The following is a 14,392-nucleotide window of genomic DNA, read 5'->3' as shown; positions in this document are numbered from 1 at the left end:
GGTGGCCAAGCTGAACTTCTAAAGACCGATGTAGCGACCAACCATGATCGCAAGCGAGTCGAGCCCCTGCCGCACGATGCCGCCCTCGTCGACATCCTCAGCGGCATAGAGCGGAACCTTGTGCTGCGCGCCAAGCGATCCGGTAATGTCCAACTCAGCGACTTTATCGCCTTTGTGCACGGGGGGCTTGAGGGGGCCCGCGTACTGAATTGAGGCTGAAAACATCTGCTTTGCGGCACTCTTGAGGACCGGAACGCTCACAGGCCCCTCAGCTTCCAACGGCACGTAAAACTGCTGTCCGCCCCAGACGCGAGCGTGACCGACGATCTCCCCCTCATCAAAGAGGATGGCTTGCGACAACATCGAATATCCCCAATGCAGAAGACGGCGGGCTTCGCGCTTACGCTTGAGAGCGGTTGGAAGGCCCAGCACCACTGCAACGAGACGCCGCCCATCCCGTAACGATGAAACGGCAAGGCCGTAGCCGGATGCTTTTGTGTGCCCTGTCTTCAAACCGTCGACGCCAAGATCCTCCGACAACAATGGATTGCGATTGAAGAAGCGATGCTTGCGATACTTGAACTCTTTCTCCGAAAAGAAACCGTAATATTCTGGATAGGTGCGGATCAGATAGCTGCTCAGTCGTGCCAGATCGCGCGCCGACATCAATTGCTGGGGATTATCGAGTCCTGTTGAATTCCCGAACGACGAGTTCGTCAAACCGATCGATGCTGCCTCGCGACGCATCCGCTCCACAAACGCAGCTTCGCTCCCCGACAGACCCTCGGCCATCGCAATACTTGCGTCATTTCCAGATTGAACTGCAATGCCGCGGATTAGGGATTCAACCGGCTCTCGTGTATTGATGGGAACGAACATCGCCGACGTTCGTGATGGAGCACCTCCCGTGCGCCAAGCGTTCTCGCTGACCTGGAACTCCTGATCGAGTTTCAGCTCCCCGCTCTTCAGCGCCTTGAACACGACGGCAAGCGTCATGAGCTTGCTCAGGCTCGCAGGCGGCAATGGCTCGTCGGCATTCTTTTGAAAGAGTACGGCGCCGGTGTCGAAATCCACAAGGATGGCGGCCCGCGCATCAGTTTGCAGGCCAACTTGGGCCTGCGCGGCGGGCAGCGGCGCAATCCATACAAAGAGCAACAGGCCGAGAACGGCGCGGACGACATCTTGTAAACGCACGATCCAGCAAGGGTCCCTTCGAAGGATTGCGCCGGCCCGGGGGAGTGAGCTGTCCGACCATCCCAGCCAGGGCCCAAAGGTGCAATTCGGCAGGGCTCTTAAGGGAAGCTACGTAGCGCGAATTCTAAGCGCAGAGAGCCTATTACAACGCGCAAAAACAACGTTGATAAAGAAGGTTATGCCGCCAACCTTCCGATTCGCTTTACCGCGACGACATTGGAGCCGCTGCGCGAGATACGCCGCATTGCATCCGGCAAAGGCTCAATCACGACAGCCATGTGGTGTGCGTTGGCATGTACCATCATGATGCTGTCCGACATGATTCCCACGTGGCCGGGCCAGAAAACGAGATCGCCGCGCATCAGGCGCTCGTCGATATCGGATACCGGGAGCGATGCGCCGAGCTCCGCCATCTGCATGTCGCTGTCGCGCGGCGCGGGAATACCAGCAGCATGTAGCGACGTTTGAACCAAGCCCGAGCAATCAATTCCGATGCGCGTGCGCCCGCCCCACAGATATGGAGTTCCGATAAAGCGCTCCGCTATATCGACGAAATCCCGCGCCGTCCGGCTGAGGGTCGTGACATGGCGCAACGGCACGAACCCACCCGTCGTGAGTTCCGCAAACTTGTCGCTTGTTTCGCTCACCGTCAGCACTGCGTTCAAGGGCAGGTGCTGTAGAGGGGGCGTCTTGATGTCGGGTTCTGGGTAAATGAAGGTGCCAAGAACCTGCACGCGATGAGTCGGCGGGAGAACGTTTGGCGACAGGCAGTCGATTGGCAAATAGCCGACGTACTGATCTCGCTTAAGCTGGACCCAGGCCCATCCGTCGCTTTCGTCGTAGATTGTCAGCGCTTCGCCGTAGAGTGCTTCGGTTTCAAAGCCGCGGGTGTAGTCGGGCGCGCGCCGCAACGGCACACTCGCGCGCATGACTTGAGCAGGAACCCCCTCCACAAAACGTGCAGCCTTGACCTTGCCTTCGAGGTACTTGGCGGCCAAGTCCTCCCGGAATGCGTTACGCCGTGGATCAAGCGGACCAGGCGGCTCCAAGGTGCGCGATTGGGTGTCGGCTGCAACAGATGGCATAGCGCCGACCGGCGCCGGAAATCCCGGAGCCTGCGCCGGCTGCTTTAAAGGCGGCCTTTGAGCCGTCTTGCCAGTGTCGCTCAACTCGTCAGCTCCGCTCTAAGTATGTCCACCACCGCACGCGCCGATTGAGGCTCGCCGCCTTTCGGCCCAAGCGGGCGTGGCGCTGGACGCCAGCCGTAAAGGTCAAAGTGGGCAAAACGCCGTGCGGAGCTTACAAAACGCCGCAAAAACAGAGCCGCCGTGATTGCCCCTGCAAATGGAGTATCCCACACATTGTTCATATCTGCGACATCGCTGTCGAGGTGGCGCTTGTAGCCCGGCCAAAGCGGCATACGCCATACCGGATCCCCGATCTCAGCCGAACGCGGAACGATCTGGCCGGCCAATCCATCGTCGTCAGTGAAGAAAGCAGGCAAGTCGGGACCCAATGCCGACCGTGCGGCTCCGGTGAGGGTGGCGAAGACGAATATGCTATCGGGCGCTTCCTCATCGGCAACTGTCAACGCATCGGCAAGAACCAAGCGCCCCTCCGCATCTGTGTTTCCAACTTCCACGGTGCGGCCGCTACGGCTCATGAGAACATCCCCGGGACGGAACGCATCGCCGGAAATCGAGTTTTCCGCCGCAGGTATGAGAACGCGGAGCCGACAATCAAGCCCTTCCGACATGATCATGTGCGCCACCGCCAGAGCGGTCGCAGAACCTCCCATATCTTTCTTCATCAACAGCATCGCGCTTGCAGGTTTGATATCGAGCCCACCGGTATCGAACGTGATGCCCTTGCCCACGAGCGTGATCTTGCGGGCGCCTTCGCGGCCCCACGTGAGATCAATCAGCCTTGGCACCCGCGGATGCGCCCGCCCGACAGCGTGAATCAAGGGAAGATTATGCGCCAGGAGATCATCTCCCCGGATCGCATCGACGTGCGCGCCGTGGCGCGCGGCGACGATGCGGGTCATCTCCTCAAGCTGCTCCGGGCCCAGGTCGCTCGCTGGTGTATTGATGAGATCGCGCGCCAGCCAAACACCCTCCACTGCGCCGATAACGCGCTTCGCATTGGCGCCTTCCGGCATGACGAGGCGCCGGGTTACAGGTGAAGTGGCCTCCCCCCCTGCACCGCCCGCATTTTTGTAGCGGCGAAATTTGTAGGCTCCCAAACCCCACGCAAGCGCGGCCAACTCGGGAGCCGCCGTCGTGCCCGCGATCTTATAGGTGCCTGCAGGAAGGGAAGCGGCAAGCGAACCGAGTAGAAGTTCGGACGGTCCGCTCGGCTCTCCGGCCGCGCCATTTCCCATACCCAGAAGCACTCCGCCCAGCGAGCCATCCGCTCGGGGAAGCAATGACGACGCCTTGGCGGACCCTTTGAAGCTTTGCGTCATGGCCCAGGCGCGCGCGCTGGCGTCTAGGCCCAGCGAGGAAAGTTCAGTGTCTGAACGGACGAGGTAGATCGGCACGGCATCGGATTTTTGTCCTTCACCGGCAAATACGTCGCTGGCTGTCCACGCTGTCGTCTCGCTCATGTCGCTCTCTTTTCCCTGGGCCGCTAAGTGCCCCCAAATCTCGAGCCACAAGGTAGGCCTTGCCCGCGCCTTGGCAAGAGACCGGACGCCCCACCTTGAGTTGCATCACCCTGCAAATGTTTGACCAGGGCTTAAGCGTTTGTTGACGCGCGTACCAGAAACTAACAGTCGGATCGATTCGGGCATCGGCATTGGCCACTTCCTCCATGCCCCGACTGAACGGAGAAAAGACTATGGTGCCAGTAGCGCAAACACCCAAGAAAATGGCCCGTTCCGGGGCCCGGCTCGTCGTCGTCCTGGCCGCGACCGGTTTTCTGGGAGCGTGCGCAGGCTCCAACGACATGCTCCCAAGTACGGCAACCCTCGCCGCCGATCCCGACGCCGTTCAAGCCGTTGACGCCTTGGACCCTAAGGCCGAGCTGCGTAAGGCAACGGAGTACTGGGGCCAGCAGTACGATAAGAAGCCCAACGATAAGACCGCGGCGCTGAACTATGCCAAGAACCTGAAAGCCAGCGGCGACAAGCGCCAAGCACTCATGGTGCTCCAAAATTCGTTCTCAATGAATTCGAGCGATCCTGAAATCGCCGGAGAGCTCGGCCGCCTGGCACTCGAATTCGACCAGCTTTCGCTCGCCAGTCGCGCTTTGACCGTGGCCGATGTTGCGGAAAACACCGATTGGCGGGTTGTGTCCGCACGCGGCACCGTGCTTGCCAAGCAAGGGCAGCACAAAGCAGCCATCCCATATTTCGAGCGCGCCCTTACCATGTCGCCCAATCAGCCCTCGGTGCTGAACAATCTCGCGATGGCTAACGCCATGAGCGGCAATCCTCAGAAAGCAGAGCAGATCCTGCGCGATCTTGCCCAGCTCAACGGCGCGCCTGCCAAAGTCAGTCAGAACCTTGCTCTGGTGCTAGGACTGCAAGGCAAGTATGACGAATCCAAAGCCGCAGGCGAGGCCGTCGCTTCGAACGAGGTCGCCGCTGCCAATACCGATTACATTCGCCAGCTTGTGCAGCTTCAACCCACGCACACGCCCGCGGCGGCGCCAGGCTCAACCACCGCCGTCGCGCAAGAAACGCCTGCTCTCAAACCTGCCAACATCGAGACAGGCTCAGGCGGATGGAATACTGCCGTCACCGCAAGTGCCGAGCCATCTTCCACGCGCGGTTCAAACCAGTGAGCATCTCTTCAAGCTAAAGAAAAGCGCGCCAATGGCGCGCTTTTTTAGTTTCAGCCGTTGTTCTCTGTCTCGCCAATCCAGCCCGGATCAGCTCGCCTCTTTGATCTTTTTTATATTGAGCTTGTCCATCAAGAACTTTTCGTAAAACGGTTCGCTTTCGCCCTTGCGGATCTTTCGCATGAAATATTTTTCGAAGGCGACTTTGGCGAGGTGGACCCAGCTGCCCTTCGAGGACCAATTTACATTGCGCGGCGGTATCTGCGGCTGAGCTACGAAGGCTACGCCGCCGTCGCCGAAGTCCGCAAGACACACTGCGTTCAGCGTCGGCTGCCAGGAAGCGGCCTGACCGCGGAGCACCGCTCCGATATTACGCGCCGTTGCGGTGACCATCGACTCAATCATAAACCCGGTCTTCGGCACGCCGACAGGCACCGGCGTCGGTCCAATCGGCGGTATCGCTACGCAGACCCCGACGGAAAATACCTCAGGGAAGGTCGGATTGCGCTGATACTTGTCGACCAAGATGAAGCCGCGAGGATTGGTTAGTCCCTCAATACCCCGGACCGCAGCAACACCGCGAAATGCAGGAAGCATCATGGCGAACTTGAACGGAACGTCGTGGGTCTTTGCCACGTCGCCAGACTCCGCCAACTCCTCAACACTCATAGAAGTCTCAGCTACATTCTTCACGCGCGCGTTGCAAACCCACTTGATGTGGCGCGCCCGAAGCTCGCTCTCCAACAGGGTTTTGGTATCGCCAACGCCATCAAGACCGAGATGCCCGATGTAGGGCTCCGACGTCACAAACGTCATTGGCACGCGGTCGCGAATTCCGCGTTTCTTCAGTTCGGTGTCCAGGATGAATGCGAACTCGTATGCAGGGCCGAAACATGACGCACCTTGAGCAGCTCCGATAACGATCGGGCCGGGATTTTCTAGAAACTTCTCGAATGCTTCGCGTGCGCGTGCCGCATGTGACACGTGGCAGATGGATTGTGTATGCGCCTCAGGACCAAACCCTGAAATTTCATCAAACGCCAACTCTGGTCCAGTCGCAATGACGAGGTAGTCATAGTCGACGGTGGAGCCGTCCTCAATCTCGATGCGCCGCAGCTTCGGATCGACGCGCCGCGCGCCCTCCGGAATGAAGCGAATTTTTTTCGACGCCATAATGGGCGCCAGATCCAACTCGATGTCAGATCGCTCTCGCCAACCCACCGCAACCCAAGGGTTCGACGGCACGAAATGGAACGAGTTTCCTTGCCCAATAACCGTTATTCGATCGTCTTTGCGAAGCTGCGGCACCAGCTCATAGGCCATCAACGTTCCGCTCAGACCCGCACCTAAAACGACGATCTCCGCCATCACAAACTACCTCCCGGATTTTACGCCAGCTTGCGCGCACGCAAGCTGCCTATGTTATCTGCAACCTTTATATTCATCATTTCGAATATACGCAATATCGAATATACTTATTGACGGTCGCAGTAACTGTCCGTACTGATTCTCCCTATGAAAATTCAGGCAAGCCAGATGCATCTCGCCGCGGCACAGGCAAGCGATCTGCTGAAATCATTGGCCAATCGCCACCGCCTCCTCGTCGTATGCCAACTCATCGAAGGAGAGCGTTCCGTTGGCGATCTGGCGGAATTTCTGGGAATTCGTGCTTCGACCGTTTCCCAACACCTCGCCTTGTTGCGCAAGGACGGTATCGTTTCGACCCGGCGGGATGGGCAAACAATCTGGTATTCCATTGCGAGCCCTCAGGCCCGCGGAATCCTTGCAACGCTCTATAGGTTCTACTGCGGCCGCGACGCCGGCTGCACGCCCTTGGGCTCAAGAAAGACAAAAACTGCGAGAGCAGCCCAAGCCTCTAACAAGGGCAAGCGCCACGCCTCGAAAATTCAGCGCGAGCGCAAAGCCGAGACCCGGCCAGCCTCGGCAAGTTTGAAGCAATAGAAAAAATAAAAGACCCTGACAGCGAAAGCCGTCAGGGTCTACGCGACACCAAACTTGTCGGGCACGCCCGCGCCGCCCCTATTTCATGTTCATGTATTCAATGCCAGCCGGGCCGAGAATGACGATGAACAGCACGGGCAAGAAGAAGACGATCATCGGAACCGTCAGCTTTGGCGGAAGCGCGGCGGCCTTGCGCTCGGCTTCCGACTGACGGATCTCGCGGTTTTCCTTGGCCATGGTACGAAGCGCCTGGCCAACCGGCGTACCGTAACGCTCAGCTTGAATGAGCGCCGTCGTCACCGCCTTCACGCCAGGAAGCCCCGAACGCTTGCCAAGATTTTCGTAAGCCTGGCGACGATCCTGCAAATAGGACAGCTCGGCAGTCGTGAGCGTCATCTCTTCAGCAAGCTCGATCGACTGGCTGGCAATCTCCTTGGAAACTTTACCGAAGGCCGATTCAATCGACATGCCCGACTGCACGCAAATCAGCAGCATGTCGAGAGCATCGGGAAATGACTGCTTGATTGATGACTGGCGCTTCTGAGCAAGGTTCTCGATGAAGACGTTGGGGATGTAGAAGCCTGCAAAGCCTGCGCCCACAGCCATCAGCACGCGAATGAGGGGCTCGTAGCCCACGTCAACCACGACGAAAACGTAGAATAGCGTACCCAGGAACATCAAAATCGGCGCTGCAATACGGAAGAACATGAACGAGACGATTGGGCCCTGACCACGAAGGCCGGCCATCTTCAGCTTCTCGCGCAACTCCTCATTGTCGAAACGCTCGCGCAGATCGAGCATGTCAACGATGCGCTGCATAAAGCCCTTGTTGGTGCTCTGCCGCAGCTTCGTGCCGCCTGTACGCTCCTTCGTCATTTCAGCGATGCGCGCATTGCGCATGCGATCGCGCTCCGTCGCCATCTCCTTCATGCGCTGATTCATGCGGTCCCGCGCGAGCATCGGCATCGCAACCGAAAGCACGGTAGCAAACACGCAAATCGCCGCCAGCACCGTGGCGAAGAATTGCGGGTTCATGACTGTTTCGACGAAGCTCATCATGTTGCGGTTACCACGTTGCGATACGTCCGGACGCCGGTACGGCGCGATTCAAACGAAGGTCAGAATTTGAAATTGATCATCTTGCGCATGATTAGAATGCCGCACATCATCCAGCCGGCGCCAACAGCGAGCATGAACTTGCCAGGGAGAGTGGTGAACAGCGGTGTGATGTATTCGGGCGACGTCATGTAAACCATCGACATCACGCCCGGTGGCAGCGAAGCGAGCACCATCGCCGATGCCTTGGCTTCGGCCGAGAGCGCTTTGACCTTCATTTGAAGACGGAAACGATCACGCAGAACGCCTGAGAGGTTTCCAAGCGCTTCTGACAAGTTGCCGCCGGCTTGCTGCTGAATTGCGATCACGATCGTCAGGAAGCGTACTTCGGCGAGCGGGACGCGTCGGCACAGACGTTCAAGCGCATCGGGAAGCGGTACGCCCATGCGTTGCTCTTCGACGACCTCCTTGAACTCGCTGGCGAGCGGTTCCGGACTTTCCCGTGAGATAACCTGGAGACATTCGTTCAGCGGCAGGCCCGACTTAACGCCCCGCACCACGACGTCAATCGCGTTAGCAAGTTCGGAGATGAACTTATACTGATAACGCTTGATCAGTTTTGAGAGAAACCAGCGCGGAAGCCCGGCGGTTCCGATAAAGGCGGCCACCAACGTCATAAGCGGTGGAGATGACGTGCCGAAGTGGATGGCCGCGCCACACAGGACGCCGCAAATCAGGCTCGCAATGTAAAAGTCGCGCGGCGTGACATCCAGACCGGCCCGTTCCAATTGAAGGCGAAGCGTTACTTTTTCCTTGGCCTTCTGCCTAGTCTCGATTTCCTTCAGCGTGTCGGCGACGTTCTTTTTACGATTTGCCGCCGCCTCGCCAGCGTTTGCAGCCGCCGCAGCAACCCGGCGTGACTTCGTTGTCGTCTCCGTGACGACCTGGACCCGCTTGTCCTTGCGCCGCTCGCCGGAAATATAGGGATAGATCACTGCGAAAATGACGCCGGCTGCACCGAGCGCGATCATCGCGGCAACGAGCAACTGCTGCGTCTGGGCGTCAAGCATTCTGCTCTCCAAGTGGGTTGCCGTTCAAGTCGTTCACTTCGGATTCGGCCAGCGCCACAGCAAGACGGTCGGACTCACCATAATACTCAGCGCGGTCCCAGAACCGCGGACGCGCAATACCGGTCGACCGATGACGGCCGATCAGCTTTCCATTCACGTCTTCACCGGTGATCTCGTAGACTACAATGTTCTGCAAGGTGACGACTTCACCTTCCATACCCAGAACCTCGGTGATGTGAGTGACCTTACGCGAGCCGTCGCGAAGTCGAGACGCCTGCACAATAACGTCCACCGAGCCGGTGATCATCTCGCGAATGGTTTTAACCGGCAGCGCAAAACCGCCCATCATGATCATGGATTCAAGGCGGCTGATCGCTTCGCGCGGAGAGTTGGCGTGCAGTGTTCCCATCGAGCCGTCGTGCCCGGTGTTCATGGCCTGCAAAAGGTCAAACGCTTCCGCGCCGCGGACCTCGCCGACGATAATGCGTTCAGGACGCATACGAAGGCAGTTCTTAATGAGATCGCGCATCTTGATCTCGCCTTCACCTTCGAGGTTAGGCGGGCGTGTTTCGAGACGGACTACGTGGGGCTGCTGAAGCTGAAGCTCGGCAGAGTCTTCGCAGGTGATGATGCGCTCATCGTGGTCGATGGAGCCGGTAAGACAGTTGAGCAGCGTCGTCTTGCCAGAACCCGTACCGCCGGAAATCAGCACGTTGCAGCGGACACGACCGATGATTTCAAGGATGGTCTTTGCTTGCGGAGTAATCGAGCCGAACTTCACCAACTGTTCGAGCTTGAGCCGGTCCTTTTTGAACTTACGAATTGTGAGCGCGGGACCGTCGATGGCCAGGGGAGGCGCAATGACGTTGACACGAGAGCCGTCAGGAAGACGCGCGTCGCATATCGGGCTCGATTCATCGACGCGACGGCCGACTTGGCTGACGATGCGCTGACAGATGTTCATCAGCTGTTGATTGTCGGCGAAGCGAACACCGGTGCGCTGAACCTTGCCACCGACTTCGATGTACGTTGTCGAGGCGCCATTGACCATGATGTCGGCGATATCGTCGCGCGCCAGAAGCGGCTCCAAGGGACCGTAACCGAGAACGTCGTTACAGATGTCTTCGAGCAACTCTTCCTGCTCGGCGATCGACATAACTACATTCTTGATCTGAATGATCTCACTGACAATGTCGCGGATCTCCTCACGTGCAGCACTACTGTCGAGCTTGGACAGCTGAGTGAGGTCAATCGTGTCGATCAGCGCGTTAAACACTGTCGTCTTGACGTCGTAGTACTCTTCCGAGTGCCGGCGCTGCTGTTCCACCGCCGGTTCAGCGCGCGGCGCGGCTTGCGCCGGCTGAGCTTGCTGACGCGGGGCCGCCTGCTGACGAGGAGCGGCCGGAGTACTAGCCGGCGTTGCCGAGGCAGCCGGACCTTGAGGCGCAATGCGCTTGGGGGTCGAAGGGTCGTTAGAGCGCCGTCCAAACATCGCAACTCTTCCTTGAATATTCCAATTGACGTTGCCGCGTTAGCGCTTGAGCTTCAGCTTTTCCAGAAGCGGAGCTAGCTGCGAGAACGCGGACTGCTGGGATTTCTTGTCAGCCTTCGTGTCCCGGCGATGCGTCATCGCCATGGCGATCTCGCGGAACCTTTCGGTCGCCTTTGCCTTCGCATTCATCTCTTCGATCATCTGACCATTGTTCGCGGCCTGGCTGAACGACTCGCTATCGTAGTCGATGACGCTGATGGCTTTCAGATCGAGCGCCTGCTCGAATTCCTTCAACGTAATCTCCTGGCGCTTGGGAACACCAACCATGTTGAGGACAAGATGCGGCTTGCGATCGTTTTTGCGCGACGACTTGAGCAAATCGACGACGTTCTTGGCGTTACGAAGGTTTGCGAGATCCGGCACAGCCGTAATGATGACCTCATCGGCCTGAAGTAGAACGCGCTTGGTCCAAGGCGACCACGAGTGCGGCAGGTCAACGGCGACATACGGCACGTTCTGGCGCACAACGTCGATAACCATGTCGCAGGCGTCAGCCGAGATCTCATAGTCGCGATCGAGAACAACGGGAGCCGCAAAGATCGAAAGATGTTCGGAGCACTTGGTCAGAAGACGATCGAGGAGCTGGTCGTCGAGACGCTCGGGCGCCGCGAGTGCTTCGGCGATGCCCTGCACCGGATCCTGGTTGAAATCGAGCCCGGTGGTGCCGAACGCCAGATCGAGATCTGCGATGGTGACGTTCGATTTGAGAACCTCAGACAGCGTCCAGGCGACGTTATGGCAGATCGTGGACGAGCCGACACCGCCCTTGGCGCCAATAAAGGCGAACACATGGCCCACCGGATCGGTGTCGGGATTGTTGTAGAGATTGGAGATGCTCTCCATCAGCTGCAGCGGCTCAATCGGCGTGACGAGATACTCGCTCACTCCGCGCTTCAACAGCTCGCGATACAACAAAACATCGTTCTGCCGACCGATGACGACAACCTTGGTGCCGGGATCACAGCTTTCGGCAAGACTGTCGAGCTCTGCAAGCAGTTGCGAGCCGTGCAGCGCGCTATCCACGATAATCAAGTTCGGCGTCGGGCTATCCACATAGTGCGCAACAGCTGCGCCGATGCCTCCCATGTGCACGCTCACGTGCGCCTTCGAAAGGCGGCGATCTTCAGCCGCGTACTGCAGCACCTCGGCGGTGCGGGTATCGTCGCAAAATGCCTGGATCGATATGCGAGGAATTGGACGTGCCTTCTCGGTGCTGCCGACTTGGTCCTCACCTGGTTGGCTATCCGAGAAATCCTCGAAATCTTCAACTTCAGACTGTGCTTGTCTAGACATCGTGCTCATGCCCCTTAATTGCTCTGAACCTTGACGCGCTCGTCGTCGCTCTTGTCAGAGCCGGTAACCTTGCCCTTCACGTACTTGCCGAAGACGTCGTCACGCCGCTCGGCGTTGCGCGGACCCTCGGTGCGCGGTCCGAGAAGATCAGCCGGATTGGCGACCATTGCCGCGAGATTGCGCTGATTGGAGCAGCCAAAATCCGGGTAATTGAAGTTGTTCGGATTGCGAGCCAAGTTCTCCGACCAATCTTGACCGCAAACCGGACCTTCGGCGACGTAGCGCATATACGAGATGCGGATGGGCGGCTCGTGGCCCTGACCGTGATAGGCCTCGACCGCGATGGAGTTTTCAGAAAAGCCTCCATCCATCAACAAATCGCGCACATCTTGCACGGCGTTCATGGCGGCGACCTCGTTGGACGACCCGCCGGGGGCAGCGATCACGAGGCGCGAATTGCCCGCGTCGCTAGCACGAAAGCGACTGGCAAACTCGATGACCTCGGCGCGTTGCGAAGGAGACAGCCCACCCGCTCCTCGCGGAACGTGAACCGACAACGTTGCAGGTTGCTGCGAGACCATGATGGGGTGTCGTTCGTTAGGATCGACCAGCGCCCAACTCGCCACTTGAGTTCCATCATTGTGCTTGCACCCGCCAACCAAGCCGGCCAGGGCCAACAGAAGGATCGCTTTCGTACCGCCGAGTCGGGCGGGAGAGGATCCGCGTGTCTTGATCTTAATCGACATCTATGTCTCTCCAAATCCGATTTATTCGACGATGTAGCCGTAGTCGCCCTTGAGCCCGCCATCTGGAAGAGACTCGCCCTTGCCGTAGATGGCATTGAGGTGGCCAAGGAAGTCCGCCTTCATGTCGGTTGCCGGATTAAGACCGGACGTCGGCACCGCAACCTGCTGGCGGCTGGTCGGCTTCACGAGATAAGGCGTGACGATGACAACGAGCTCGCTTTCGTTGCGAACGAAGTCACGGCTGCGGAACAGAGTTCCCAGGACCGGAATGTCTTTCGCGCCTGGCAGGCCGTCGATGTTTTGGCGGGTATCGTCGGAAATCAGTCCAGCGAGAGCCAGGGTTCCGCCCGATGGCAGCTCGACGGTCGATTTTGCTTCACGCTTTTTCAAGGCCGGGATCGAGATGCCCGACAACGTGATTGCGCCTTGGTTCGACAATTCGCTGACTTCGGTTTCGATCTTGAGGCTGATGCGGCCCTCCGACAGCACGATCGGCGTGAAGGCAAGCGCGACACCGAACTTCTTGAACGTGACGCTCACCTGTCCCGTGTTGTCGACCAGCGGGATGGGGAATTCACCACCAGCAAGGAAGTTGGCAGGTTCGCCGGAAACGGCCGTGAGGTTCGGCTCAGCAAGCGTGCGGATCAGACCATCACGTTCGAGAGCGCGGATCGCGTGCGAGACCGTATTTCCATTAGGGCCATCCCACCGCCCACTGAATCCTGAGTTGCCGAATGCAGCATCTCCAGGCCCAGCGTTATAGTTGCAGAGCACGCCCATGTTGTTACAGCCGGCGACTGGGAACGTGCCGTTGCTGTTGGGTTGCAGCGTTTCGGTGCCCAAACCGGGAATCGGCAGTGTTCCAAGACCAGCAGCCGCACTTAGCGGAAGCGCGTTTTGGGTCAGCAGGCTCGTGACGAAGTTACCCGCGTTGATCGTTCCGCCGATATTTATACCGAGCTGCTTCAACAAAGAGCGCTGGACTTCTGCCACCGTCACCTTGAGCATTACCTGCTCCTCGGCCTCCACCGAGAGCATGTTGATCACCGTTTCTGTGTCTGACTTCTCGAACTTGTCGATCGTTGCGCCGTCGGCCTTGTCCTTGCTGGTCGTCTCGTACTGAACGTTGACGAACTGGCGCGCGATGTTTGCTGCGCGAACCGAATCAGTCGGAGTCTTTACTGAGCCCGTCAAAACTACTGTCTGATTGAGCATTTCCACCTTGATCGAGGAGCCCACGATCAAGCGATTGAGCAAGCTCTCAAGGCCAGCGGTTTCGCGCTCGATGAAGATTTCGAAGGTCGCAAACTGCTCGCCCGTCGTGTCAAAGAAGAAGGCGTTGGCTTCGCCGATCTTGCGCGCCAATAGAAACACGCGATTGGCGCTGAGCACCACCGCGTCGACCGCCGCAGGGTTGGAAACCATTACATCGCGTACGTCGCGAGGGAATTCGATCAGGGCTGATTTTCCCAGCCCGATCTTGATGTTCTTGCGAACCGGCGCACCGCCCGTGTCCTGAACCCGGATGATCGACTGGTGCACAGCCGCTGCTGGTATCGAATCGATATCGGCAGAATGTCCCGCCCCATTCGCCACGGCCGAGCTTATCCCGCTGGTAACAGCGAAGATGCCTGCTGCAAACCAGGCAACCGCTCCGAGCATGGGCCCCGCGACTAATCCAACTTTCTTGCGCATGATTTTTTCTGCCTTATGACGACTATCGACGTAAGTGT

11 protein-coding genes and 1 pseudogene are annotated in these 14,392 nt (G+C 58.4%); 2 read left to right on the top strand and 10 right to left on the bottom strand.

Features of this window, described 5'->3' with window-relative positions; genetic code table 11:
- Positions 1 to 18: 18 nt before the first annotated feature.
- The 3 genes from R3D51_07710 to R3D51_07700 form a co-directional block, all read right to left on the bottom strand.
- Positions 19 to 1,194, bottom strand: coding sequence for a D-alanyl-D-alanine carboxypeptidase family protein (locus R3D51_07710; GenBank protein ID MEZ5899365.1), 1,176 nt, complete (start codon positions 1,192 to 1,194; stop codon positions 19 to 21).
- A 176-nt stretch (positions 1,195 to 1,370) separates the two neighbouring features.
- Complete coding sequence (locus R3D51_07705; protein MEZ5899364.1) at positions 1,371 to 2,363, bottom strand: NlpC/P60 family protein; 993 nt, start codon at positions 2,361 to 2,363, stop codon at positions 1,371 to 1,373.
- Positions 2,360 to 3,802, bottom strand: coding sequence for a leucyl aminopeptidase family protein (locus tag R3D51_07700; protein ID MEZ5899363.1), 1,443 nt, complete (start codon positions 3,800 to 3,802; stop codon positions 2,360 to 2,362). Before R3D51_07700 ends, R3D51_07705 begins: the two co-directional genes overlap by 4 nt.
- Before the next feature lie 233 nt (positions 3,803 to 4,035).
- On the opposite strand from R3D51_07700, the gene R3D51_07695 reads away from it, so the two are divergent.
- A complete protein-coding gene (locus R3D51_07695; protein ID MEZ5899362.1) occupies positions 4,036 to 4,983 on the top strand; it encodes a tetratricopeptide repeat protein in 948 nt (315 codons plus the stop codon).
- 87 nt (positions 4,984 to 5,070) lie between these two features.
- Here R3D51_07695 and R3D51_07690 read toward each other — a convergent pair whose 3' ends face one another.
- A complete protein-coding gene (locus R3D51_07690; GenBank protein MEZ5899361.1) occupies positions 5,071 to 6,348 on the bottom strand; it encodes an FAD-dependent oxidoreductase in 1,278 nt (425 codons plus the stop codon).
- A gap of 168 nt (positions 6,349 to 6,516) precedes the next feature.
- On the opposite strand from R3D51_07690, the pseudogene R3D51_07685 reads away from it, so the two are divergent.
- Positions 6,517 to 6,789, top strand: a pseudogene (locus R3D51_07685) (metalloregulator ArsR/SmtB family transcription factor).
- Between the two features lie 231 nt (positions 6,790 to 7,020).
- Here R3D51_07685 and R3D51_07680 read toward each other — a convergent pair.
- The 6 genes from R3D51_07680 to R3D51_07655 are packed head-to-tail and all read right to left on the bottom strand — an operon-like array spanning position 7,021 to position 14,354.
- Positions 7,021 to 8,001, bottom strand: coding sequence for a type II secretion system F family protein (locus R3D51_07680; GenBank protein ID MEZ5899360.1), 981 nt, complete (start codon positions 7,999 to 8,001; stop codon positions 7,021 to 7,023).
- 59 nt (positions 8,002 to 8,060) lie between these two features.
- The gene (locus R3D51_07675) at positions 8,061 to 9,068 is read right to left on the bottom strand and encodes a type II secretion system F family protein (protein MEZ5899359.1); all 1,008 of its coding nucleotides are present in this window, start codon (positions 9,066 to 9,068) and stop codon (positions 8,061 to 8,063) included.
- On the bottom strand, positions 9,061 to 10,560 hold the full coding sequence (locus R3D51_07670) for a CpaF family protein (protein MEZ5899358.1): 1,500 nt from the start codon (positions 10,558 to 10,560) through the stop codon (positions 9,061 to 9,063). The genes R3D51_07675 and R3D51_07670 overlap by 8 nt, the downstream gene beginning before the upstream one ends.
- A gap of 39 nt (positions 10,561 to 10,599) precedes the next feature.
- On the bottom strand, positions 10,600 to 11,913 hold the full coding sequence (locus R3D51_07665) for an AAA family ATPase (GenBank protein MEZ5899357.1): 1,314 nt from the start codon (positions 11,911 to 11,913) through the stop codon (positions 10,600 to 10,602).
- A 14-nt stretch (positions 11,914 to 11,927) separates the two neighbouring features.
- Positions 11,928 to 12,659, bottom strand: a complete 732-nt coding sequence (locus R3D51_07660; protein ID MEZ5899356.1) for a CpaD family pilus assembly protein — start codon at positions 12,657 to 12,659, stop codon at positions 11,928 to 11,930.
- A 21-nt stretch (positions 12,660 to 12,680) separates the two neighbouring features.
- Entirely contained in the window at positions 12,681 to 14,354 is a 1,674-nt protein-coding gene (locus R3D51_07655) for a type II and III secretion system protein family protein (protein ID MEZ5899355.1), read from the bottom strand.
- Positions 14,355 to 14,392: the final 38 nt, after the last annotated feature.

The sequence above is a fragment of the Hyphomicrobiaceae bacterium genome (genome assembly GCA_041397645.1).
Classification (GTDB): domain Bacteria; phylum Pseudomonadota; class Alphaproteobacteria; order Rhizobiales; family Hyphomicrobiaceae; genus Hyphomicrobium_B.
The sequence above is the reverse complement of the archived record's forward strand: the minus strand, read 5'-3'. Positions and strand labels throughout refer to the sequence as shown.